Source organism: Sphingopyxis sp., assembly GCF_965279755.1.
Classification (GTDB): Bacteria; Pseudomonadota; Alphaproteobacteria; order Sphingomonadales; family Sphingomonadaceae; genus Sphingopyxis.
Map to the genome: position 1 here is coordinate 956,658 of NZ_OZ257261.1, position 22,471 is coordinate 979,128.

General features: G+C 64.1%; 22 protein-coding genes. 11 read left to right on the top strand and 11 right to left on the bottom strand.

Annotated features, from left to right (window positions below):
* The first annotated feature begins 245 nt into the window (after positions 1-245).
* Together ACQY80_RS04630 and ACQY80_RS04635 are read left to right on the top strand one after the other, a co-directional pair.
* Positions 246-3,347 carry a TonB-dependent receptor domain-containing protein gene (locus ACQY80_RS04630; RefSeq protein WP_428684103.1) on the top strand — a complete coding sequence of 1,034 codons (3,102 nt, stop codon included), beginning with the start codon at positions 246-248 and terminating at the stop codon, positions 3,345-3,347.
* Between the two features lie 126 nt (positions 3,348-3,473).
* Positions 3,474-5,270: a sulfotransferase gene (locus ACQY80_RS04635; RefSeq protein ID WP_428684105.1), complete on the top strand. Its 1,797-nt coding sequence runs from the start codon at positions 3,474-3,476 to the stop codon at positions 5,268-5,270.
* Positions 5,271-5,324: 54 nt separating this feature from the next.
* Here the strand turns inward: ACQY80_RS04635 and ahcY are convergent, their stop codons facing one another.
* On the bottom strand, positions 5,325-6,731 hold the full coding sequence (gene ahcY, locus ACQY80_RS04640; RefSeq protein WP_428684107.1) for an adenosylhomocysteinase: 1,407 nt from the start codon (positions 6,729-6,731) through the stop codon (positions 5,325-5,327).
* 406 nt (positions 6,732-7,137) lie between these two features.
* On the opposite strand from ahcY, the gene ACQY80_RS04645 reads away from it, so the two are divergent.
* The gene (locus ACQY80_RS04645) at positions 7,138-7,533 is read left to right on the top strand and encodes a hypothetical protein (RefSeq protein ID WP_428684109.1); all 396 of its coding nucleotides are present in this window, start codon (positions 7,138-7,140) and stop codon (positions 7,531-7,533) included.
* Positions 7,534-7,652: 119 nt separating this feature from the next.
* On the opposite strand, the gene ACQY80_RS04650 is transcribed toward ACQY80_RS04645, so the two are convergent.
* Entirely contained in the window at positions 7,653-8,216 is a 564-nt protein-coding gene (locus ACQY80_RS04650) for a YqgE/AlgH family protein (protein WP_428684111.1), read from the bottom strand.
* A gap of 136 nt (positions 8,217-8,352) precedes the next feature.
* Here ACQY80_RS04650 and ACQY80_RS04655 point away from each other — a divergent pair, with 136 nt between their 5' ends.
* The 3 genes from ACQY80_RS04655 (at position 8,353) to ACQY80_RS04665 (ending at position 11,279) form a co-directional block, all read left to right on the top strand.
* On the top strand, positions 8,353-8,835 hold the full coding sequence (locus ACQY80_RS04655) for a peroxiredoxin (RefSeq protein WP_428684113.1): 483 nt from the start codon (positions 8,353-8,355) through the stop codon (positions 8,833-8,835).
* Positions 8,836-9,021: 186 nt separating this feature from the next.
* Positions 9,022-10,509 (top strand): AMP nucleosidase, encoded by a 1,488-nt coding sequence (locus tag ACQY80_RS04660; protein ID WP_428684115.1) that lies wholly within the window; start codon positions 9,022-9,024, stop codon positions 10,507-10,509.
* A complete protein-coding gene (locus ACQY80_RS04665) occupies positions 10,506-11,279 on the top strand; it encodes an SDR family NAD(P)-dependent oxidoreductase (protein WP_428684117.1) in 774 nt (257 codons plus the stop codon). The genes ACQY80_RS04660 and ACQY80_RS04665 overlap by 4 nt, the downstream gene beginning before the upstream one ends.
* A 9-nt stretch (positions 11,280-11,288) precedes the next feature.
* On the opposite strand, the gene ACQY80_RS04670 is transcribed toward ACQY80_RS04665, so the two are convergent.
* Both ACQY80_RS04670 and ACQY80_RS04675 read right to left on the bottom strand, forming a co-directional pair.
* Entirely contained in the window at positions 11,289-11,876 is a 588-nt protein-coding gene (locus tag ACQY80_RS04670) for a hypothetical protein (protein ID WP_428684119.1), read from the bottom strand.
* A 101-nt stretch (positions 11,877-11,977) separates the two neighbouring features.
* Positions 11,978-12,781: an SDR family NAD(P)-dependent oxidoreductase gene (locus ACQY80_RS04675; protein WP_428684121.1), complete on the bottom strand. Its 804-nt coding sequence runs from the start codon at positions 12,779-12,781 to the stop codon at positions 11,978-11,980.
* A 73-nt stretch (positions 12,782-12,854) separates the two neighbouring features.
* On the opposite strand from ACQY80_RS04675, the gene ACQY80_RS04680 reads away from it, so the two are divergent.
* The gene (locus ACQY80_RS04680) at positions 12,855-13,292 is read left to right on the top strand and encodes a winged helix-turn-helix transcriptional regulator (protein ID WP_428684123.1); all 438 of its coding nucleotides are present in this window, start codon (positions 12,855-12,857) and stop codon (positions 13,290-13,292) included.
* A gap of 6 nt (positions 13,293-13,298) precedes the next feature.
* Here ACQY80_RS04680 and ACQY80_RS04685 read toward each other — a convergent pair whose 3' ends face one another.
* Positions 13,299-13,781, bottom strand: a complete 483-nt coding sequence (locus ACQY80_RS04685; RefSeq protein ID WP_428684125.1) for an SRPBCC family protein — start codon at positions 13,779-13,781, stop codon at positions 13,299-13,301.
* Between the two features lie 48 nt (positions 13,782-13,829).
* Here ACQY80_RS04685 and ACQY80_RS04690 point away from each other — a divergent pair, with 48 nt between their 5' ends.
* Positions 13,830-14,162, top strand: a complete 333-nt coding sequence (locus ACQY80_RS04690) for an ArsR/SmtB family transcription factor (RefSeq protein WP_428684127.1) — start codon at positions 13,830-13,832, stop codon at positions 14,160-14,162.
* 14 nt (positions 14,163-14,176) lie between these two features.
* Here the strand turns inward: ACQY80_RS04690 and ACQY80_RS04695 are convergent, their stop codons facing one another.
* The 4 genes from ACQY80_RS04695 to ACQY80_RS04710 all read right to left on the bottom strand — a co-directional run bounded on the left by ACQY80_RS04695 (position 14,177) and on the right by ACQY80_RS04710 (position 18,115).
* Positions 14,177-14,662, bottom strand: a complete 486-nt coding sequence (locus tag ACQY80_RS04695; RefSeq protein ID WP_428685748.1) for a YbjN domain-containing protein — start codon at positions 14,660-14,662, stop codon at positions 14,177-14,179.
* A 90-nt stretch (positions 14,663-14,752) separates the two neighbouring features.
* Positions 14,753-16,591, bottom strand: coding sequence for a M2 family metallopeptidase (locus ACQY80_RS04700; protein WP_428684129.1), 1,839 nt, complete (start codon positions 16,589-16,591; stop codon positions 14,753-14,755).
* Between the two features lie 76 nt (positions 16,592-16,667).
* The gene (locus ACQY80_RS04705) at positions 16,668-17,420 is read right to left on the bottom strand and encodes an alpha/beta fold hydrolase (RefSeq protein WP_428684131.1); all 753 of its coding nucleotides are present in this window, start codon (positions 17,418-17,420) and stop codon (positions 16,668-16,670) included.
* A gap of 47 nt (positions 17,421-17,467) precedes the next feature.
* Positions 17,468-18,115 (bottom strand): 2-hydroxychromene-2-carboxylate isomerase, encoded by a 648-nt coding sequence (locus ACQY80_RS04710; protein ID WP_428684133.1) that lies wholly within the window; start codon positions 18,113-18,115, stop codon positions 17,468-17,470.
* 131 nt (positions 18,116-18,246) lie between these two features.
* On the opposite strand from ACQY80_RS04710, the gene ACQY80_RS04715 reads away from it, so the two are divergent.
* Genes ACQY80_RS04715 through ACQY80_RS04725 form a run of 3 tightly spaced genes read left to right on the top strand, consistent with a single transcriptional unit; the run spans position 18,247 to position 21,396 of the window.
* A complete protein-coding gene (locus ACQY80_RS04715) occupies positions 18,247-18,687 on the top strand; it encodes a MarR family winged helix-turn-helix transcriptional regulator (RefSeq protein ID WP_428684135.1) in 441 nt (146 codons plus the stop codon).
* On the top strand, positions 18,687-19,799 hold the full coding sequence (locus tag ACQY80_RS04720) for an HlyD family secretion protein (RefSeq protein WP_428684137.1): 1,113 nt from the start codon (positions 18,687-18,689) through the stop codon (positions 19,797-19,799). The genes ACQY80_RS04715 and ACQY80_RS04720 overlap by 1 nt, the downstream gene beginning before the upstream one ends.
* A gap of 10 nt (positions 19,800-19,809) precedes the next feature.
* Positions 19,810-21,396, top strand: a complete 1,587-nt coding sequence (locus tag ACQY80_RS04725) for a DHA2 family efflux MFS transporter permease subunit (RefSeq protein ID WP_428684139.1) — start codon at positions 19,810-19,812, stop codon at positions 21,394-21,396.
* Between the two features lie 3 nt (positions 21,397-21,399).
* Here the strand turns inward: ACQY80_RS04725 and ACQY80_RS04730 are convergent, their stop codons facing one another.
* A complete protein-coding gene (locus tag ACQY80_RS04730) occupies positions 21,400-21,852 on the bottom strand; it encodes a GFA family protein (protein ID WP_428684141.1) in 453 nt (150 codons plus the stop codon).
* Positions 21,853-21,861: 9 nt separating this feature from the next.
* Positions 21,862-22,470, bottom strand: coding sequence for a hypothetical protein (locus ACQY80_RS04735; RefSeq protein ID WP_428684143.1), 609 nt, complete (start codon positions 22,468-22,470; stop codon positions 21,862-21,864).
* Between the last annotated feature and the right edge of the window lies 1 nt (position 22,471).

Here is a 22,471-nt window from a genome sequence, read left to right on the forward strand (position 1 = left end):
TCAATCACCCGGCGTCGGGGCGGGCGAGAGCGGCGACCGCTGCGGCGAGAGCGCTGTGACATTTGAGTCACACACATATGCGTAAAAGTGTCGCAAAATGTGTCAACGGGTTGATTTGATCTCTAAGCTTTGGAAATCTCGGGCTGCTCGGGTCGTCCCCCCATTTCACTCCGAGAGGGCTTGAACCTTGTGTTAAGGCCTATCGGGCAAAGGCGACCTGGACTGTCTAAACCAGGGAAGATCATATGATGAAAATTCAAGGAGCCGCCTCGCGGGCGCGGCGGCATTCGGCTTTGGTCAGTGTTTCGGCCATCGCCGTGATGCTGGCGACGCCGGCCTACGCGCAGGACGAAGTCCAGACCGACCAGATCGCCGACGAAGCGGCCAGCACCGACTCCGGCGACGCGATCATCGTTACCGGTTCGCGTATCCGCAGGCCCAACCTTGAATCGTCGGTCCCGGTCGTGTCGATCGGCGGCGATGAATTCTTCCAGCAGGGCCGCACCGCGATCGGTGACGTGCTCAACGACCTTCCGTCGCTGCGCAGCACGATCGGCCAGTCGAACTCGACGCGCTTCCTCGGCACCTCCGGCCTCAACCTGCTCGACCTTCGCGGCCTCGGCACCCAGCGCACGCTGGTGCTCCAGAACGGCCGCCGCCACGTCGGTTCGGATATTCTGAGCAACGCCGTCTCGGTCGACACCAACCAGATCCCGACCGACCTCATCGAACGCGTCGACATCGTGACGGGCGGCAGCTCGGCCATTTACGGTTCGGACGCGATCGCCGGTGTGGTCAACTTCGTCCTGAAGCGCGACTTCGAAGGCCTGCAGATCCGCGGCCAGTCGGGCATCAGCCAGCACGGCGACGCGGGCCAATATTATGTCAGCGGCGTCTGGGGTACCAACTTCGCCGAAGGTCGCGGCAATGTCGCAGTCAACGTCGAATATGCCCGTCAGGAAGACTGGTATGCCTCGCAGCGCAAGTCGTACCGTACGCAGAACACCTGGGTTCAGGTCGACAGCGATCCGTCGGGCCTCACCAACGGTAGCGACGGCGTGCCCGACTCGGTGTTCACGCGCGATGTCCGCAGCGGGCTCTACTCGAACGGCGGCACCTTCCTCGGCTGCTGCGATGCCAGCGGCAATTATCTGCAGCCCTATCTGTTCCGTCCGGACGGCACGCTGACGCCGCAGACCGGCGAGTTCATCGGCGTTCAGAGCTATCCGACGGTCGTCGGCGGCGACGGCAACAACTTCCGCGACGGCACGCAGACCGGCTTCTCGCCGCGCCTCGACCGCGTCAGCGTCAACCTGATCGGTCACTTCACCGTCAGCGACGCGTTCGAACCGTTCATCGAAGCCAAATATGTGCGGACCAATTCGCTCGGCAACGCCAGCGGTCCGTTCTTCTTCTCGGGCGGCACCACCGGCTCGCCGCGTGAAGTGTTCAACACCGACAACCCGTATCTGAACCCTCAGGCGCGCCAGTTCCTGCTCGACTATTACGGCTCGGCAACCGACGTTCCCTTCTACTTCCAGAAGAATGTCGTCGATCTCGGCAACCGTGAAGAAAAGGCGCAGCGCGAAACCTTCCGCATTGTCGGCGGTTTCCGCGGCACGTTCAATGACGACTGGAACTATGAAGTTTCGGGTAACTATGGCGAGTTCCGCGAGTCGACCCGCATCCTCGGCAACCTGAACGTCCAGCGCTTCCTGCTGGCGATCGATGCCGTCGATCAAGGCCTGTTCCAGAACGGCGTCGCCAACGGCAACATCGTCTGCCGCGCGCAGGTCGACCCGACCGCGGCGATCGCCTTTGAAGGCGCGCGCCTGCCCGGCTATGCAGCAGCCCAGCTGGCGAACGACGTCGCCGCCTGTAAGCCCGCGAACATGTTCGGCGAGGGGAATATCTCGCAGGACGCCAAGAACTACATGATCCAGGACACCGTCTCGCACGGCAAGATCACGCAGCTTGTGTTCAGCGGCTTCCTCAGCGGCGACACGAGCCAGTGGTTCGAGCTTCCGGGCGGTCCCGTCGGCTTCGCGATCGGCGCCGAATATCGCCGTGAAACGAACGATTACACGCAGGATCCGCTCGTCGATGCGGGTCTGACCTTCTACAACGCGATCCCGACGTTCAACCCGCCGGCGTTCGAGGTGAAGGAAATCTATGGCGAGCTTCGCGTGCCGATCCTCGCGAACATGCCCTTCTTCCACGAACTGACGCTGACCGGCGCCGGCCGTATTGCCGACTACAAGGGCAAGACGGGCACCGTTTACACCTATAACGGCGGTGTCGAATGGTCGCCGATCGAGGACATCCGTTTCCGCGCGCAATATGCGCGGTCGGTGCGCGCGCCGAACCTGACCGAGCTGTATACGCCCGCCGGTCAGAACTTCGCGCCGGGCTTCCAGGATCCGTGCGACGTCAACAATATCGGCGACGCACCGAACCGTGCCGCCAACTGCGCCGCTGCGGGCATTCCGAACGGAGCCGCGATCCCGTATCTGCAGTCGCTGCCCTACCTGTCGGGCGGCAACCCCGATCTGGACGCCGAAAAGTCGGATTCCTACACGATCGGCGGCGTCTTCCAGCCGCGCTTCCTGCCCGGCTTCTCGGCATCGGTCGATTATTACAACATCACGGTGAACAACGTGATCGTCCCGCTCGATGCGCAGACGATCGTCGATGCTTGCTATGATTCGGAATCGACCGTCAATTCCTTCTGCGGCCTCTTCACCCGTAACGGCAACGGCACGGGCCCGAACCAGGAAGCACCGTACCAGATCATCTCGAACAGCCTGCTGTCGGGACCGGTCAACTTCGCGAAGCTGAAGGTTCGCGGGATCGACGTCGAAGCCGCCTATCGCAAGAACTTCGGTTCGTTCGCGCTCAACACGCGCATCCAGTACACGCACGTTCTGCAGAACGACAACTTCCTCGATCCGCTTTTCCCGACCGTCGCCGACCGCGTGCGGTACGAGCTGGGCGATCCGGCGGATGCGTTCAACTGGAACGTCGAGCTGAAGCGCGGCAAGGTGACCTTCGGGTACCAGATGCGCTACATCGGCAAGATGACGCCGGGTGCGGTCGAGAACATCCAGTCGGTTCAGGGCCGTCCGCCCGAGAACGAAGATGCGTTCGAAATCAGCTACTATCCGGACGTTTTCTATCACGACCTGCGTCTGCAGGTCGATGTGAACGAGAAGTTCAACGCCTATTTCGGCGTCGATAACGTTGGCAACCGCCTGCCCCCGTACGGCCTGACCGGCATCGGCGGCGGCAGCGGCATCTACAACAATATCGGCCGCTTCTTCTACGTGGGCGCCGTCGCCAAGTTCTGACGGATCGCCTTCGGGTAAAGTGAGGACCGGGAGCCATGCTCCCGGTCCTTTTTTTGTGGCGCGCGCCTGTCCCCGGCTGCAAAAGGCCGCGATGGCCGCCCACCCCTTTCCCGCAATCGTCCGCACATGACCGCCGACGGCTTCGGAACACTCGAACATGCCCTCGCCAACGGCCGCGCCCTGCTCGCGCGCGACCCTCGCGGCGCGCTTGAACAGGCGCATGAGATATTGCGCGCCGACGGGCGCAATTATGACGCGCTCCGCCTGCGCGCCGCCGCGCTCCGTCGCCTTGGCGATGCGCGGGAGGCCGAACGAACCGAACGTCTCGCGATCGAGAATTTCGGTCGCAGCCCGGTTCTTGCAGCCGCAGCTACGGCGCTATCCCATGGCGATCTGAAACACGCCGAACATCTGCTCCGGCCGCATGTCGCGCGCAATCCGGACGAGCCCGGCGCGCTGATCATGCTCGCCGAGCTCGACAATATGATGGGCGCCTATGCCAGCGCGGAAACGCTGTTCCGCAAGGCCGCAACGATCATGCCCGCCTTCGCAGAACCGCGCCTCGGCATCGCGACTGTGCTGTTCCGGTTGGGCCGCCCCTGGGAAGCCGTCGACGAACTCCGCGCGATCGTAGAGACGTATCCCGGCAACGAGGCGGCGACGCGCCAGCTTGCCACCACACTCGGTCATCTCGGCCGCTTCGACGAAGCGATCACGGCCTATGAGACCTTTCTCGCCGCCGCCGAAGGCAGCGAGGTCGCGCGCGTCGGCTATGGCCATATGCTCAAGACCGTCGGGCGAGCCGGGGACGCGGTCGCCGCCTATCGCCGCGTCCTGTCGGAGCGCCCCGGCCATGGCGAAGTCTGGTGGAGCCTCGCCAACCTGAAAACGGTGCGCTTTGACGCAAGCGATATCGGGCAGATGGAGGCAGCGATCACGGCGCCGGGCCAGTCCGCCGACGACCGCGCGCATCTGCATTTCGCCCTCGGCAAGGCGCTTGAGGATGCTGGCGACTATCAGAGGTCTTTCGCGCATTACGTCGAAGGCAATGCGCTCGTTCGCTCACTCCTGCCGCACGATGCCGAGGCCTTCACCGGCGAAGTATCGCGGGCAATCGCGGCGCTGACACCCGAACTGTTCAGGGCGGCCGCCGGGGGCGGTCACCCCGATCCCGCGCCGATCTTCATCCTCGGCATGCCGCGCGCCGGATCGACGCTGATCGAACAGATTTTGGCGAGCCACTCAGAGGTCGAGGGGACCGCCGAGCTTCCCTATATATCGGAGATTGCGCGCGATCTGGTTTCGGAGACCTGGCAGCCCTATCCCGAGTTGCTGGCGGGCGTGGGCGGCGAAAGGCTGGCGGAACTCGGACAGCGCTACATCGATCGTGCCCGTTTTCATCGCAGCTCCGACCGCCCTTTCTTCATCGACAAGATGCCGAACAACTGGGTCGATATAGGCCTGATCCATCTGATTATGCCCAATGCGAAGATCATCGATGCCCGCCGGCACCCGCTCGATTGCAGCTTTTCGAACTTCAAGCAGCATTTCGCGCGCGGTCAGGCCTTTTCCTACGACCTTGCCGACATGGGGCGTTACTATCGCGACTATGTGCGGCTGATGGCGCATGTCGACCAAGTGCTGCCCGGCCGCGTCCACCGCGTGATCCACGAAGATCTGATCGCCGATCCCGGGGGGGAAATTCGCCGCCTGCTTGCGGCGCTCGATCTGCCATTCGAGGAAAATTGTCTGCGCTTCCACGAAAATGCCCGTCCGGTGCGAACGGCAAGTTCGGAGCAGGTGCGCCGTCCGATCAATCGCGACGGAGTGGAACGCTGGCGCGCCTATGAGGCGTGGCTGGGTCCGCTGAAGGACGCATTGGGGCCGGTGCTGGACGCCTATCCGGCCGCTCCGCAAGACTGAACGCGGAGCAAGGGAGGCGGGGCGCCGCCCGAAGACGGCGCCCCGCATCTGTAATCAATAGCGGTAGTGGTCGGGCTTGAACGGCCCCTCGACCGGCACGCCGATATAATCGGCCTGCTTCTGGGTGAGCTTCGACAGCTTCACGCCCAGCTTTTCGAGGTGCAGCGCCGCGACCTTCTCGTCGAGATGCTTCGGCAGGACGTACACGTCGTTGCCGTAGTTCTCGCCCTTGGTGAACAGTTCGATCTGCGCGAGCACCTGGTTGGTGAAGCTCGACGACATCACGAACGACGGGTGGCCGGTGGCGCAGCCGAGGTTCACAAGACGGCCCTTGGCGAGCACGATGATCTGCTTGCCGTCGGGGAATTCGACCAGGTCGGTGCCCGGCTTCACTTCGGTCCACTTGTAGTTGGCGAGCGCCGCGATCTGGATCTCGCTGTCGAAGTGACCGATGTTGCAGACGATCGCCATCGGCTTCATCGCTGCCATATGCTCGGCGGTGATGACGTCAGCATTGCCCGTCGCGGTGCAGAAGATGTCGGCGCGGGCGACGGCTTCGTCCATCGTCACGACTTCATAGCCTTCCATCGCCGCCTGCAGTGCGCAGATCGGATCGATTTCGGTCACGAGCACGCGTGCACCGCCGTTGCGGAGCGAGGCGGCCGAGCCCTTGCCGACGTCGCCGAAACCGGCGACCGCGGCAACCTTGCCGGCCAGCATCACGTCAGTGGCGCGGCGGATCGCGTCGACCAGCGATTCCTTGCAGCCATAAAGATTGTCGAACTTCGACTTGGTGACGCTGTCGTTGACGTTGATCGCGGGGAAAGGCAGCTCGCCCTTCTTCGCGATCTCGTACAGACGGTGGACGCCGGTCGTCGTTTCTTCCGACACGCCCTTCAGCGCCTTGACGGTCTTGGTCAGATAGCCAGGGTTCGCGGCGACGAACGCCTTCAGCGCGCGCTGGAATTCGACTTCTTCTTCATTCTCGGGCGCGGGCAGCGTTGCGCCGGCCTCGATCTTCGCGCCCCACAGCGCGAACATGGTGGCGTCGCCGCCATCGTCGAGAATGATGTTCGAAACCTCGTCGCCCCAGTCGAAGATGCGGCCGACATAGTCCCAGTAATCGGCGAGGCTTTCGCCCTTCACCGCGAAGACCGGCGTTCCGCCCGCGGCGATCGCGGCAGCGGCATGGTCCTGGGTCGAGAAGATGTTGCAGGTCGCCCAGCGGACGTCGGCGCCGAGCGCGGTCAGCGTCTCGATCAGCACGGCGGTCTGGATCGTCATGTGCAGCGAACCGGTGATGCGCGCGCCCTTCAGCGGCTGTGCAGCGCCGAACTCGGCGCGCAGGGCCATCAGGCCGGGCATTTCGGTTTCGGCGATCGCGATTTCCTTGCGGCCGAAGTCGGCAAGGCCGATGTCGGCGATCACATAGTCACGGGTGTCGGCGGCGAGAGTAGCCACGGGGGAGTCTCCATTCTGGCGAGTACGACCGCAGGCGAGCGGCCACGAATTGTCATGCAATTATCGTGCGCGCCCTAGCCGAAAGCGCGCCGCCAATCAAATATAAAGTTTTCTTTATATCTTCAAGACCAGGCCCGCTCCCCATCCCGCTTCGCGCACGACTCAGCGGCCGCAAAGCGGACCCATGCGAAAATAAATTTTCAGCGGACGCAAATGTGACAGCCGATCGCCCGGCTGTGTAACAACGAGTCGTCGATACCAAGATTATGAAAATCCTGATTTATAATTCGCCTTGGCGCTTAGCCTAATCTCTCTTTGTGACACCAGTGTTACACATGCCCCGAAATATTGACTTTTCTGTGGACGAGCGAGAAAATCAGCCAAAGTTTTCGGGGAGATAGAGACAATGAAAAAAATTCTGCTGCCGCTCGTCGCACTTGCTTTCGCGACCCCTGCTGCGGCCCAATCGATCATTGTGAACGGGTCTGACGAAGAGGGTCTGGCCCCGCTGTCGGTGGCGTATGAAGAGCTCCAGGCCGGACAGAATGCCGCCGCGGCCGACAAGCTGGAGCATAGCGCGCTCGACGCTCAGGATCCCTCGCGGCTGATCAACCTCGGCACTGCCTATGCCCGCCTCGGTAAAAAGGCCGATGCGCGCACCGCCTATCGGGCCGCGATCACCAGCCCGCTCCGCTACGACGTCGAACTCGCCGGTGGCACCTACATGGATTCGCGCTGGGCGGCTCGCGCCGCGCTCGCCAATCTCGATCAGGGCAAGCCGCTGCTCGCGCTCGCGCGCTAATAACAATCGCGGCACCGACCTGCTCCCCCGCCCGGCCTCCCATAGGCTACTATCGTCAGGAAGGCCGTGTGGGGGAGCGGGCCGGTGCCGCAATGTTTCAGCAAGGCTGAAACAGAAAACTAAGCCTCGCCGCCTTCGGTGGTGAGCAAGCGGGCGTCCACTCCCGCTTCGGCGAACGCCGCCTGCCAGCGACTGGCGGGCGGCGTTTCGAATATCAGGGCATCGCTACCCGGCGTTACATGCCAGCCGTGGCGCACCATTTCCTCTTCAAGCTGTCCCGGCGACCAGCCGGCATAGCCCAATGCGACCATCCAGCGCGACGGGCCGCGGCCCTCCCCGATCGCGCGCAATATGTCGTGCGAGCTCGACACCATCCAGCGATCGGCGACCTGCACCGCCTCCTGCCCGCCCCAGTCACGGCTGTGGATCACGAAGCCGCGCGTCTGCTCGACAGGGCCGCCGAGGAACACCGGCTGGTCGAGCGGGTCGTCATGGCCGATTTCGAGCTGGTCCAGCACGGCGCCGACGGTCATGCCGTCGATCGGGTCGGCGATCCCGATCCCCATCGCGCCTTCGTCATCATGGCTGACCATCGCGATCACCGCATGCTCGAACCGGGGATCGCCGATCCCGGGCAGCGCGAGCAACAACTGGCCGGTGAAAAAAGTCGGAGCCGTCTCCATTCGTTCACCATGCCCCGTGGCGCCCGCACGGTCCAGCGTCATTCGGCGAGTTGATCGCATCCACCGCGCTTGACTCGCGGCGCTCCCGCCCCAATGTCGCGCCCTGACAAATCCCCTCGAGTGAAAGGATGTCTGAATGACGATCAACACCGGCGACAAGCTGCCCGACGCGACCTTCGTGAAAGTGACCGAAAACGGTCCCGAACAGGTCACCACCGCCGATTATTTCAAGGGCCGCAAGGTTGCGCTCTTCTCGGTCCCCGGCGCCTTCACCCCGACCTGCTCGGCCAAGCATCTGCCGGGCTTCGTCGACAAGGCCGACGAACTGAAGGCCAAGGGCGTCGACGAGATCGTCTGCACCGCGGTCAATGACGCCTTCGTGATGGGCGCATGGGGCAAGAGCGCCAACGCGGGCGACAGCGTCACGATGCTTGCCGACGGCAACGGCGCCTTCGCCGATGCGGTCGGCCTCACCATGGACGGCACCGCCTTCGGCATGGGCAAGCGAGGCCAGCGTTTCTCGATGATCGTCAACGACGGCGTCGTCGAACAGCTCAACGTCGAAGCGCCCGGCGAATTCAAGGTGTCGAGCGCCGACCATATGCTCGAGCAGCTCTGATCATAATCCTCCCTGTGGCGCAGCCATGGGGAGGTGGCAACGCGAAGCGTTGACGGAGGGGCCTTTGGCCCGGCGCCACGGCCCCTCCAGCATCCTTCGGATGGCCCCCCTCCCCACGGCTTCGCCGCAGGGAGGATCGGTTCCCACCTCTTCCCTTTTGTCATATTTTCGTGCAACAGCGTCGCGATGACATCAGACGCATCGAACAATCAGAACATCGCCGATCCCACCGCTCTTGTTGAAGGGATCATCGCCGAGCTGCAGGAGCGCTTCCGCACCTCGGTTTCCAATCTCAAATCCGCCATCGCCGCCTATGTGCGCGACCGCACGTTGCCGCCGGCCGATGCCGCCGCGACGGGCCTGTTCGACTATCCCGCGATCCGCCTCGTCACGACGGGTGAGCAGCGCGAAGGCCAGACCGCACATAATCTGGCTTTCGGTCAGTTCGAGCGCGCGGGCGAGTTCATCACCACGGTGACGCGCCCCGACCTGTTCGCCGACTATCTACGCGATCAGCTCACCTTGCTTGCGCAGCATTATGACATCACGCTGGAGGTGACGCGCACGGGACAGCAGATCCCCTTCCCCTATGTGCTCGACGCCAGCGACGGGTCGGACATGGGCGGCGTCACCCCGCTCGAACTCGCGCGCCACTTCCCGACCACCGAACTCGCCGATATCGGCGACGAGCTGGCCGACGGGCTGTTCGGGGCCGACCCGACGGCGTCGCAGCCGCTGGCGCTGTTCGATGCGCTGCGCACCGACTTCAGCCTCGCGCGCCTCCGCCACTATACCGGCACCGCGCCCGAGCATTTCCAGCGCTACATCCTGTTCACCAACTATCACCGCTATGTCGACGAATTCGTCGCCTGGGCGGGATCACAGGTCGGTCAGGGCAAATATACCGCGCTCGCGGGCGCTGCGGGCCTCTATGTCGATCAGCCGGGCATCAACGCCAGTGCGCTCGTCGCCGACAGCGCCTGGCGGCGGCACCAGATGCCCGCCTATCACCTGATCGCGCCCGACGGCGGCGGCATCACGCTCGTCAACATCGGCGTCGGCCCGTCGAATGCGAAGACAATCTGCGACCATCTCGCGGTGCTGCGGCCCGAGGCGTGGCTGATGATCGGTCACTGCGGCGGGCTGCGCCCCAGCCAGCGCATCGGCGATTATGTGCTCGCGCACGCGTACCTCCGCGACGATCACATCCTCGACAGCGTCCTGCCGCCCGAAATCCCGATCCCGCCGATCGCCGAAGTGCAGGTCGCGCTCGCCAGCGCTGCCGAAGCGGTGTCTGGCGCCACTGGCGCCGACCTCAAGAAACGCATGCGTACCGGCACCGTCGTCACCACCGACGACCGCAACTGGGAGCTGCGCTACACCGACAGTGCGCTGCGTTTCTCGCAGTCGCGCGCGATCGGCATCGACATGGAATCGGCGACGATCGCTGCGCAGGGGTACCGCTTCCGCGTCCCCTACGGCACCCTGCTCTGCGTCAGTGACAAGCCGCTCCACGGCGAACTCAAGCTGCCCGGACAGGCGAACCGTTTCTATGAGGAAGCGATCGCGGCGCATCTTCAAATCGGCATTCGCGCGTGCGAAACGATGCGTGACGAGGGCGCGAAGCTCCACAGCCGCAAGCTTCGCGCGTTCAACGAGCCGCCGTTCCGTTGAGCAGCACACCGGACCGTTCGCGCTCGGTCGCGGGCCGCGTCGCGATCGTCACCGGCGCCGCGAGCGGCATGGGCCGCGCGACCGCGCTGCTGCTCGCCAGCGAAGGCGCGAAGGTCGCGGTTACCGACCTCGACCTCACCGCCTGCCAAGCCGTGGCTGATGAAGCCGGCCCCAACGCAAAAGCCTTCGCGCTCGACGTCGCCGACGGCGAGGCAATCAAACGCACCGTCGTCGCCATCGCCGAACATTTCGGCGGCATCGACATATTGATCAACAACGCCGGCGTCTCGAGCTTCGCACCGCTCGACGCCGAAGACGAGTATGAAGCGATCTGGCACCGCGCGATCGCGGTCATGCTCACCGCGCACCAGCGCATGGTCCGCGCCGCGCTGCCGTGGCTCCGCAAAAGCAACGCCGCGCGCATCGTCAACATCGCCTCGACCGAAGGCCTCGGCGCCACTCCCGGCGATACGCCCTATGTGGCCGCCAAGACCGGCGTCACCGGTCTGACCCGCGGCCTCGCGGTCGACCTCGGCAAGGAGGGCATCACCGTCAACTGCATCTGCCCCGGCCCGATCCGCACCGGCATGACCGACAAGGTGCCCGAAGAAGACAAGGCGTTGTTTGCCAAACGCCGCACCGCGCTCCGCCGCTATGGCGAGCCCGAAGAAGTCGCGCATGTGACGCTGAGCCTCGTACTGCCCGCGGCAAGCTATATCACCGGCGCGGTGATCCCCGTCGACGGCGGGCTGATGGCGCGCAATGCGTGAGCATTTGCGTTACCGGGGAACGGGCGCAGCCTCCTGAACGATCATGGTGGCCATCGCGGCAAGCCCGTTGGGACCTGCGCCCTGCGACACGGGCCAGCTGAGATTCAGGGTGGCCGGTTTTCCGGCGATATCTTTCTGGAACAATTGCATTTTCGCGGCAGGCGACGGGCTCGAGGTCGCCTGCGCCGCCCATCCCGAACCCGGTTTGTTGAGTTGTTCCAGAGCCCCGGCATGGCTGCCCGGAGCATCAAAGCTGCCTACACGGCACGCCAGCGGCGCGAGGGAAAAGACAATGTAGACGACGCCCGCAGCGCCGTCGACGCTGCCCTTGTATACATGGGCCCGTTGCCCCAGCATGAGCATGTTGACCTTTGCCTCATCCCCCGAAGCCGACATATAAAAGCCGCGCTGCGAAAACGGGCCCGGTTTGGCCGGGTCGGACTTTTCGCCCTTCAGCCCACCGGTATAGACCGCCTCACACGCCATGATCCCCTCTTCGAAGGCGACTGCGGCCGAAGGAAAAATAATCGGGCTGGCGGGCGTGGCACTGGCCTGGGCGGCGGCGATCAATGCGAGTGAAAGCGTCACGATGGTCATTCGCGGCCAATAGCAGCTCGGCTCGAAGAAAGCATTAAGCACGACACGCCATCCCGAGCCTGCCCGGGATGGCGCCATTCCATATGCCGACAGTGTCCGGCCTATGCCGCCGCGCCCTCCCGATACCGCGGAGCCAGATCGCGCTTCGACAGGTTCGGGCCCATCGCCAGCCGCGCGGCATAATAGCTCTTCCACTGTCCCTCGTCGGCAAGCGGCGGGATCGTCACGTCCTCGCCCCGGTCGAGCCCGAGCAGCGCCGCGTCCACAAGATCGCTCGCACTCATCACCATCTCGGCGGGAAAAGCATCGACATCCTTGCCTGAACGCTCCCAGATTTCGGTGCGCGTCGCGCCGGGAAGCACCGCCTGAACATGGAAACCCTTTTCGCGGCCGGTCGTCGCGAGCGCATGGCTGAGGTTCAGCAGGAAGGCCTTCGACCCGCTGTACACGCCCTCGAATGTTTCGGGCGCGAGCGCGAGGACCGAGGCGATGTTGACGATCGCGCCCTTGCCGCGCGCGCCGAACGCCTTGCCCGCAGCGATCGCGAGCCGCGCGGCGGCGGTAATGTTGAGCGCGATGATCGTCTCGATCTCGGCCGCGCTATTCTCCAGCGTGCCGCCGTTCAGCGACATCCCGGCGTTGTTCACGAACAGCGTGATCGCTGCGTCGTCGATCAGACGCTGCTCGATGCGCGTCACGTCGTCGCTTTTGGTCAGATCGGCTGCGATCACATCGACCGCGACGCCCGTCGCGGCGCGCAGCTTCGCGGCGAGCTCCTCCATCTGCGCCCCATTGCGCGCAACGAGGATCAGATCGTGGCCACGACGTGCGAGGCGGTCGGCGTATACGGCGCCAAGGCCGGTCGAAGCGCCCGTGATCAGGGCCGTTCCAGTGGGAATAGTCATCGTCATTCTCCTTTGCAGGCGGCCCGCCAGCGGGTCACTTGCAAAATGATAGTTACTACTCCATATGAGTTCAATGGCTATGGATGAAAATAATTCGGGCACCTGCCCCGTCGATCGCGGGCTGATGCGCGTCGGCGACCGCTGGAGCATATTGATCCTGCGCGACATCGAGCGCGGACTCACGCGTTACGACCAGATGCGGACCAGCCTCGGCATTGCGCCGAACATATTGTCGCGGCGCCTGTCGGCGTTGAGCGAGGCAGGGCTCATCGAGAAGCGCCGCTACAGCCAGCGGCCGCCGCGCGACGAATATCTGCTGACCGAAGCCGGCCGCGACTTCCTCCCCATCCTCGCCGCGATCGGTGCATGGGGACGCAAGCATAATGGCAAAGGCGCGCTCACGCGCCAGATCGATGTCGGGACCGGCGAAACGATCCGCCCGGTCGTGATCGACGCCAATACCGGCGCGCCGCTGGGCTCGCGCCCGCTCAGGTTCGAATATCCTGTGTAGAGGGCGCTATTTGTACATGCCCTCGCGCAAATTGATCCCGTGCTCGATCCAGACCTTGAGCGCGCAGAGCATCTGCGACCAGCCTTGGCAATTGCCGTAGGAGGCGCCGAGCGCACCCTGGTTCTCACGCCAGCCTTCCTCGGCGATCTCGACCAGCGTGCGGCCGTCGTCGAGCGCCTTGAAGCTCATCGTTACGCGCGTGCGGTAATCGGCATCCTTCAGTTCGCCGCCCTCGACGTTGGGCGCCTCGCCCTCGTTCGCCTGCCACTCAAGGACGATCCTCTCGTCGGGCACCACTTCGATCACATAGACCGGGAAGGCCCCCGGAAAATCGTGGAAATCCCATGTCACGGTCGCACCGGTCTCGAGCCGCCCCTTCGCGCCGCCGGTGGTGAAATAGTTCGACAGCTTCGCGGGATCGGCAACCGCCTCGAATACCTCGTGCACCGACTTCGCGATCCGCGCCGCGACCCTGAATTTCAGTTCCATGATCACTCTCCGCTTGAGTCGCATCCTTTTATGTTATATTTATATAACATGTCAATTCGCGACCAGTTCGACGCGACCTTCAAGGCGCTCGCCTCGCCGATCCGGCGGCAGATATTGGACGATCTCAAGGACCAGCCGCTGACCACCGGCGCGCTGTGCGGGCATTTCGCCGACATCGACCGCTGCACCGTGATGCAGCATCTGAAGGTATTGGAGGACGCCGGACTGGTGATCGCCGAGCGGCGCGGGCGCGAGCGCTGGAATCATCTCAACGCGATGCCGATCCAGGATATCCACGATCGCTGGATCGGCCCGCACGCGGCGGCGGCCACGGCGCGGCTCGCACGCTTCAAGCAAGCGGTCGAAACATCATCCCTCTGACTGGGGACGACGGCTCAGGCGTCGTACAGCGTCGTCCGCAGTTTCTCGCAAATGCTCGCGAAAATCAGGATCTGCAGCTGAAAATTGCCCATCGCGATGCCGTGATCGGCAACGACATAGGCCTGCGCCTTTACCGCCCCGTTGTCGCCGCGCATCACCTTGCCCGCTGAATGGCCCATGTTGAACGTGTTGATCAGCTTGTCGACCTCGGCCGTCGTCTTGTTCTTGGGCTGATCGAAATCGGCAAAAAGCGTCATCCCCATGCAGCCCTCGGGCTTGCAAACGGTAAAATAGGCCGTGGCCTTGATCCCGTTGGCGAAAGTGATGGCGTAATATTCGATCCCGTCGCTGCCCTTGGATTTGGTCCAGGTAGCGCCCGATTCTTTCAGCGATGCCGCAAGCGCGGGCTCGCGCAGCGACGTCAGTATCTGCGCGGATTTGAACTCCTGCGCCGTGGCCGGAACCGAAACACATGCCGCGGCGACCGCGGCCATAAGCATGAAACGCACATCCCCCCCCTTTACTCGACCCCACGTGATCGCGACCCACGTGACGATGGGCGGCGCACCCCGCGCGCCGCCCGAATGTGCTTACCAGCCCGACGGCTTGCCCTTGTTCTGTTCGTCGAGCCATTTCTTGAGCGGCGCGAAATAGTCGGCCATCGCCTTGCCCGACATTTCGCGGCTGCCGGTGAACACCTGCAGCGCGTCAGGCCACGGTTTCGACGCGCCCATTTCGAGCATCGCGTTCAGCTTCGCGCCGACCTGTTTGTTGCCATAGAAGGAACAGCGGTGGAGCGGGCCCTTCCAGCCCGCCTGCTTGCACGCCGCCTGATAGAATTGGAACTGCAGCACGCGCGCCAGGAAATAGCGCGTGTAGGGCGTGTTACCCGGAATGTGGAACTTCGCGCCCGCATCGAACGCGTTGGCCGGCCGCTCGCCGGGGGGCGTGATGCCCTGATATTCGCGGCGCAGATCGGTCCATGCCTTGTTGTAATCGGCGGGCTTGATCGACCCGTCGAAGACGCCCCAGCGCCAGCGATCGACGAGCAGGCCGAACGGCAGGAACGCAACCTTGTCCATCGCCTGACGCAGCAGCAGGCCGATATCCTTATCGGCGCTCGGCACCTTCGATTTGTCGAGCAGGCCGATGTCGACCAGATATTGCGGTGTGATCGACAGCGCGACGAAATCGCCGATGGCTTCGTGGAAGCCGTCGTTGGCGCCGTTCAGATAGAGGAACGGCTGCTTGTTATAGGCGCGCTGGTAATAATTGTGCCCAAGCTCGTGGTGGATCGTGATGAAGTCGTCGGCATTCACCTTGATGCACATCTTGATGCGCAGATCATCCTTGTTGTCGACGTCCCATGCCGAGGCGTGACACACGACCTCGCGGTCGGCGGGCTTCAGGAACTGGCTGCGCTTCCAGAAGGTTTCGGGCAGCGGCGCCATGCCAAGCGACGAATAGAAATTCTCGCCCGCCTTGACCATGTCGAGCGGCTTTTTGCCTTTTTCGGTGAGCAGATCACCGATGTCGTAACCGAGGTCGCCGGTGCCCGGAGGCGCCACGAGCGGATAGATATTGCCCCATTCCTGCGCCCACATATTGCCCAACAGGTCGGCGCGGATCGGGCCGGTCTTGGGCTGCACCGCATCGCCATATTTCTCGTTGAGCTTCCAGCGGACATAGGTGTGAAGCGCCATGTACAGCGGCTTCATGTCCTGCCAGATCTTCTCGGTCAGCTTGGCGAACTCTTCGGGCGGCATGTCATAACCCGACCGCCACATCGCGCCGGTATCGGCAAAGCCGAGTTCTTTCGCGCCCTCGTTCGCGATGCCGACCATCTTGACATAGTCATCCTTCATCGGCGCGCCGACATTGTTATGCCAGCTTGTCCACATCTCGGCATATTCGGCGGGCGTGCGCTGCAGGTTGCCCATTTCGGCCTCGATATCCGAACCCGAAATTTCCTTGCCGTCGAGCGTTCCGCGGCCCTTGCCGTATTGCGACTGCAGGTCGGTCGCGATCGTATTGAGTTCCGTCGCGGCGCCCGGCGTCGTCGGCGCGGGCAGGACGATGCCGGTGCGCAGGATGTCGAGCTTGCGCTTCGTGTCGGGGCTGAGGCCCGGAACGCCGGCATATTTGGCGGCATCGAGAGCATATTTGACCGACTTTTCGGTGCCGACCGCGTTGATCCGCGCCGCCATCGCGTCGGTGTCCTCGGTAATATAGGTCGCGTTGACCCAGTTCACCTGGCTTGCCTCGACCGTATAACCGAACAGATCCTTTTCGACCGACGCGATGAAGGCGTCGGCATCGGCCGCAGTGGGGGCAGCGGCGGGCGTCGCTTCGAGGGTCGACTGCGCGAGCGCGGGGGCGGCTACCGCGAGCGACAAGGCTAGCGACAGCGTTGAAATCATGGCTTTCATGGGGTGCGTCCTCTGGATTTTTTGATTGCGCGCGGGGGCGCTATGGCGCGCAATCTGGACCGCGACGCGTACCGGGTCAAGCGGCGAGGAATGCCGCGATCGCCTCGCCCAGTTCGGGCTGCGTCACGCTCGACATATGCGTGCCGGGGATCGTCGCAAGCCGTGCATCGGGCAGCACCGCGACCAGCTCGTCAGCCGATCCATTGTCCTGATCCTGCTCACCGCAAACGACGAGGGTCGGCATCGTCAGCGCCGCGAGCATGTCGGGCGTCGTGTCGGTGAAACTGTCCAGCAGCAGGCTGGCGGCGACGCGGTCGACCTTCATCGTCTTCAAAAACTGGATCGACATCCAGGTCTCGTCGCCGCGCTTCGCCGTTTCATATTCGGCGATCACGCGCTGGAAGAACTGCCCGCGCTTCTGCCACCCGGCCAGACCGGCAAGCCCCATCCCGCCAAGGATCAGCCGCTTCGGCGTCATGCCGGCGACGACGGCGCGCGTGCTGGTGCGCGCGCCGAGCGAAAAGCCGCCGAGGTCGAAATCGGAGAGGCCGAGGTGCGCGACCAGATCCTGCAGGTCGTGGACAAGCACGTCCGGCGGATAATGGTCGGGCTCCTGCGGCGCTTCGCTCGACCCGTGAACGCGCAGGTCGGGCATGATCACGCGGTAGCCTTGCTCGGCGATGCGTGCCGCAGTGCCGAATTTGATCCAGTTAACCTCGGCATTCGAGAACAGGCCGTGGAGGAGAAGGATCGGAGACCCCTTGCCCAGCTCGCGCCACGCCAGCCGCACGCCATCGCGCGCTTCGAAAAATCGGGGTTCGATCGTCATCGCGCCGCTTTAGGCCCCGTCCCGTCGGCGGGCAAGCCGCGCGCAGGTCAGCGCGGCCGCAGCCCTTTCTGCTCCATCCGCCATCTGGCCATCTCGATCCGGTCCTGCCCGAAAAAGGGTTCGCCGTCGAAGACGAGCGTCGGCACGCCCCAATGTCCCGCGATCTCGAGCGCGACCTGATTTGCCGCGATTTCGTTGTCGAGTGCCTCGGCGTCGGCCTCGACTTCGGCGTCGAGCTCGGCGAGGTCGAGCCCCGCGCGCCGCGCGGCCCCGGCCAGATGATCGCCAAGATGCCAGTCCTGCGCGCCGCCCCAGATAAGCTGCGCCGCTTCGTGCGCGAAGGCCAGACTCTTGCCGCGTCGCGACGCGGCCTGGCCGAGCCGTGTCAGCCTGTAGATATAGGGCTGCTCGGCGGCGATCGCGCGCGTCGTGACATTCTGGACGATCGGGTCGGGGCGCGGTGGACCGAAAGGGATGCCGTGGAACTGCGCCACACGGATCATGTCGCGCATCGTATAGCTCAGCCAGTTGGGGTGGTTGCGCTCGAAGAAATCGGGCTGGCGGATCGCAAGCGGATAGACCGGACGCAAGTTGATGGTCAGATCATGACTGGCAGCGAGCGCGCGATATCGTGCGATAGCCAGATAGGAATATGGCGAGCGAAAGGACCAGAAGAGGTCGGCGGTCAGTGTCATGGCACCCATTGTGCCAAAAATGACGTCGCGCGCAAGCGCCCTGTCGGAAAATTTTACACCATATCAGATGTTTCGCACATGCAGCATAGTTGTGATTGAACATAATAGCATTTGCTATTATGTCGTGTGCCATGAGCGAGACGATCGGCTTTCTGCTGAACGACAGTGCGCGGCTTTTCCGCCGTGCCTTCAACGCGCGCACGAAAGGCACGGGGATCACCGCGCTGCAATGGCGGTTGATCAGCTATCTGAAACGCCACGAAGGCATCAGGCAGGGACCGCTCGCCGACCTGATCGAGGTCGAGCCGATTACGCTGTCTCGCATGGTCGACCGGCTGGTCGAGTCCGGGTTGGTCGAGCGCCGAGCAGACCCGACCGATCGCCGCGCCTGGCAATTATATCTGACCGACCGTGCGGGCGACCTGCTCCATGCGATGCGCCGCACCGCCGAAGATCTGAATGCCGAAGCCACGGACGGCCTGACACCCGCCGAACTCGAACAGCTTGCCGAACTGGTCGAACGGATACGCGCCAATCTCTCGCGCCGTGAATGCCTGAAAGAAGCTATATAATGGACCAGCTCTCCCCTTCCCCCACCAAAGCGGAAGACGCCCGGCCGAAGGCGATGCCCAAGGCCGATCCGGTTCCCGCCGCGCCGTCGGCGATCGAAAGCGGCGACAAGCCGGCGCCGGCCTGGCGCACCCGCGTCCTGATGTTCGGCCTGCCGCTGATCCTCGCGGCGGTGGGCGGCTGGTACTGGCTGACGAGCGGCGGGTCGGTGTCGACCGACAATGCCTATGTCCAGATGGACAAGGTGTCGGTCGCGGCCGAAGTCGGCGGCCTGATCACCGAGGTCGCGGTGCGCGAGGGGCAGGAGGTCCAGAAGGGCCAGCTGCTCTTTCGCATCGATGGCCGCCCCTATGCGCTGAATGTCGCACAGGCGAGCGCCGCGATCGATGCGGCGCAGGTCGACGTGGGCAATCTGTCGGCCAGCCTCGCGTCGACCGGCGTCAATATCCAGGCCGGACAGGAAGCCGTCGGCTTCGCCGAATCGAACTTCGCGCGCCAGGCCGCGTTGATGGAAAAAGGTTTCACGACCAAGGCCGCCTATGACGCCTCGAAGCACGCCGTCGAACTGGCCCGCGCCAGCCTGGCACAGGCAAGGGCCGACGCCGCCGAAGCCCGCGCCAAGCTCGCGACCGGCACCGGCGGGGTCAATCCGCAGGTGGAAGCCGCGAAGGTCCAGCGTTCGCAGGCTGAGGTGAACCTCGGCCGCACCGAGGTCCGCGCACCGAGCGCCGGGCGGATCGCCGAATCGGATCGCCTGCAGCTCGGCCAGATGATGGTCGCGGGGCTTCCGGCGGTGACCCTCGTCGACACTGCGCACCCGTGGGTCGATGCCAATTTCAAGGAAACCGACCTTGCCGACATGTGTGTCGGCCAGCGCGCCGAGCTGCGCTTCGATGCCTATCCCGGCCTTGTCGTGCGCGGGCACGTCAAGACGATCGGCGCCGGCACGGGCAGCGAATTTTCGATCCTTCCGGCGCAGAACGCCACCGGCAACTGGGTCAAGGTAACCCAGCGCGTGCCCGTCCGCATCGCGTTCGACGAGGTCGCGAAGCGCCCGATGATCGCCGGCCTGTCCACCGACGTCACCGTCTTCACCAGCGGCGGCTGCAAGTAGGATCGGGCGGGTGGCGAGCCGCGCCCTTCCCCGCCGGCCATCCGGCCCGGCGGCCATCGACGACGCGATCCCGCTGTACGAGCAGGTTCGCTATCGCGGCCTGCTGACCGTCGCGGTCATGGGCGCGTCGGTTATCCAGATCCTCGACACGACGATCGCCAATGTCGCGATCCCGCACATGCGCGCGGCGCTCGGCGCGACGAGCGAGACCGTAAACTGGGTGCTCACCAGCTATATCATCGCCGCGGCGGTCGCGATGCCGATCACCGGGTGGCTGGCCGATCGTATCGGCCGCAGGCGCTTGTTTCTGGGCGCGGTCACCGGCTTCATCCTTGCTTCCATGGCCTGCGGCGCCGCCCAGAATCTCGAAGAAATGGTGATCTTCCGCTTTCTTCAGGGAATCAGCGGCGCATTCATCGGGCCCCTCAGCCAATCGGTGATGCTCGACATCAATCCGCCCGAACGGCACGCCCGCGCGATGTCGATCTGGGGCATGGGGGTGATGGTCGGGCCGATCCTGGGGCCGATCCTCGGCGGCTGGCTGACCGAGTCGGTCAACTGGCGCTGGGTCTTTTACGTCAACCTGCCCGTCGGCCTCGTCACGCTATCCCTGATGTGGGCCCTGCTTCCCGCGACGAAGACGCGGACCCGCAAGTTCGACCTGTTCGGCTTTTCGATGTTCGGGCTCGGGCTCGCCGCCTTGCAGCTCATGCTCGACCGCGGCGCGCAGCAGGACTGGTTTCACAGCACGGAGATCTGGATCGAACTCGGTGTGTCGGTCGCGTGCCTGTGGATGTTCCTCGTCCATCTCTTCACGGGCCGCGAAACACTGTTCAATCGCCAGATGTTTCAGGACCGCAATCTCGTCACGGCGATGGGCTTCATGATCGTGATCGGGATCGTGATGTTCGCGTCGATGGCGCTGCTGCCGCCGATGCTGCAAAATCTGTTCGGCTGGCCGGTGATCGACACCGGCTGGGTGCTTGCCGTTCGCGGGATCGGCATCCTGATATCGATGTGGGTCGCCGGTCAATTGCTCGGCAAGGTGGATGCTCGCTGGATGGTCGGCACCGGCCTTGCGGTCGCGGCGCTGTCGCTCTGGCAGATGAGCCACTGGTCGCTCGAAATGGGCATGCAGCCGGTGATCGTCAGCGGCCTGGTTCAAGGCGTCGGCATGGGGCTGGTCTTCATTCCGCTCAACACGATGGCCTTCGCGACCATTCCTCCGCAGTTCCGGACCGATGGGTCGAGCCTGATGAACCTGCTGCGCAGCATCGGCGGGTCGGTTGGCATTTCGGTGGTCACGACGTTGCTCGGCGTCAATATTCAGACCAGCCACGAGGATATGGCGACGCATATCACCAGCAGCTCGGTCAGCATGATCGATGCGTCGACAGCCGATCGCTTCGGCGTCCTCGGCGATACCGCGATGGCGATGGTCAATGCCGAGATCAACCGGCAAGCCTCGATGATCGCCTATCTCGACGATTTCTGGTTGATGATGTGGGTCACCCTCGCCGCACTGCCGCTGGTGCTGCTGCTGCGCCCGCCGAAGCCCGGCGGACCCAAGGCCTCCGCCGCCGACATGGGGCACTAGGCCTCAGCCGCGGCGCGCCATCGCCAGCGCCATGAACACCGCCGGATCGGGATTCTCGTCGAACGTTGCCATCCCTTCCGGAACGGCGATCCAGTCGCGTTTCCGCTTCACCCACAGATGCGCAAAAGGTTCGAGGATTGACGGATCGTCGAGCGTTCCGGCGCGGACGATCGCCATCCCCGGCCGCACGCTGTTGAGGTTATAGACACGGCTCAGGCAGTCGGGGCAGTGATAATGCGTGCTGACCCCGCCCGCCGGGCGCGGAAATTCGACCGTCATGCTGCGTCCTTCGATCGCCAGCGCATCGGTCATGACGATCAGCTGGTCGGCAAAGGCGCTCGCGGTCGACTTCTGGCAATCGAGACAGTGGCAGACATAGTTGAGCAAAGGCCCGTCCTGCGCGATGCGATAGCGAAGCTGGCCGCAGCGGCAGCCGCCCTGATATTCCTGCGCCATCGTCGGACCTCAGCGAAAGAAGCAATTGTCGCCAGCGAACAGCGCGTCGATCTTGGCGCTGTCGCCCGGCTCGGCGAACATGCCGCCGATGACATGGTCGCCGGTGCCGATGCTGAATTCCTCGCCCAGCGTGCTGTCCTCGACATCGGCGATCGACACCGATTCCTTCGCCTTCGCGCGCGTCGTTCCGACGCCGATCCCGCTCAGCGTCGAATATTCGGAGGCGCCATTCTCGTTACCCAGAAACCAGCCCACGAACTTGCCGTCCTGAAAGTTCAACGTCATCGCGTCGAAGCGGGTGAATTCCATCGTCCCCGCGCCGCATTCCTCGTTCGTGCTGCGGTCATCGGCCTTGCCCGCGACGCGCGCGAGCGCCTCTTCGGCCTGCGCCCGCGGCACGCCGAAGGCAAGCAGGCTGGTCTTGCCATTATTCTTGTCGACGAAGCGGAGCCCCTCCCCGTCGAGGCTGACCGCGGTCGTCGCGGCGGCCGGGCCGTCGGCCTTCGCTTCTGGCATCGCGGGCGCATCGACGCTGTCTTCGCCCGCAGCGGGCCTGTCCGTTGCCGGCTTGCAGGCCGCGAGCAGCGCAATGAGGGTGAGAGCCGCAAATGTCCGCATG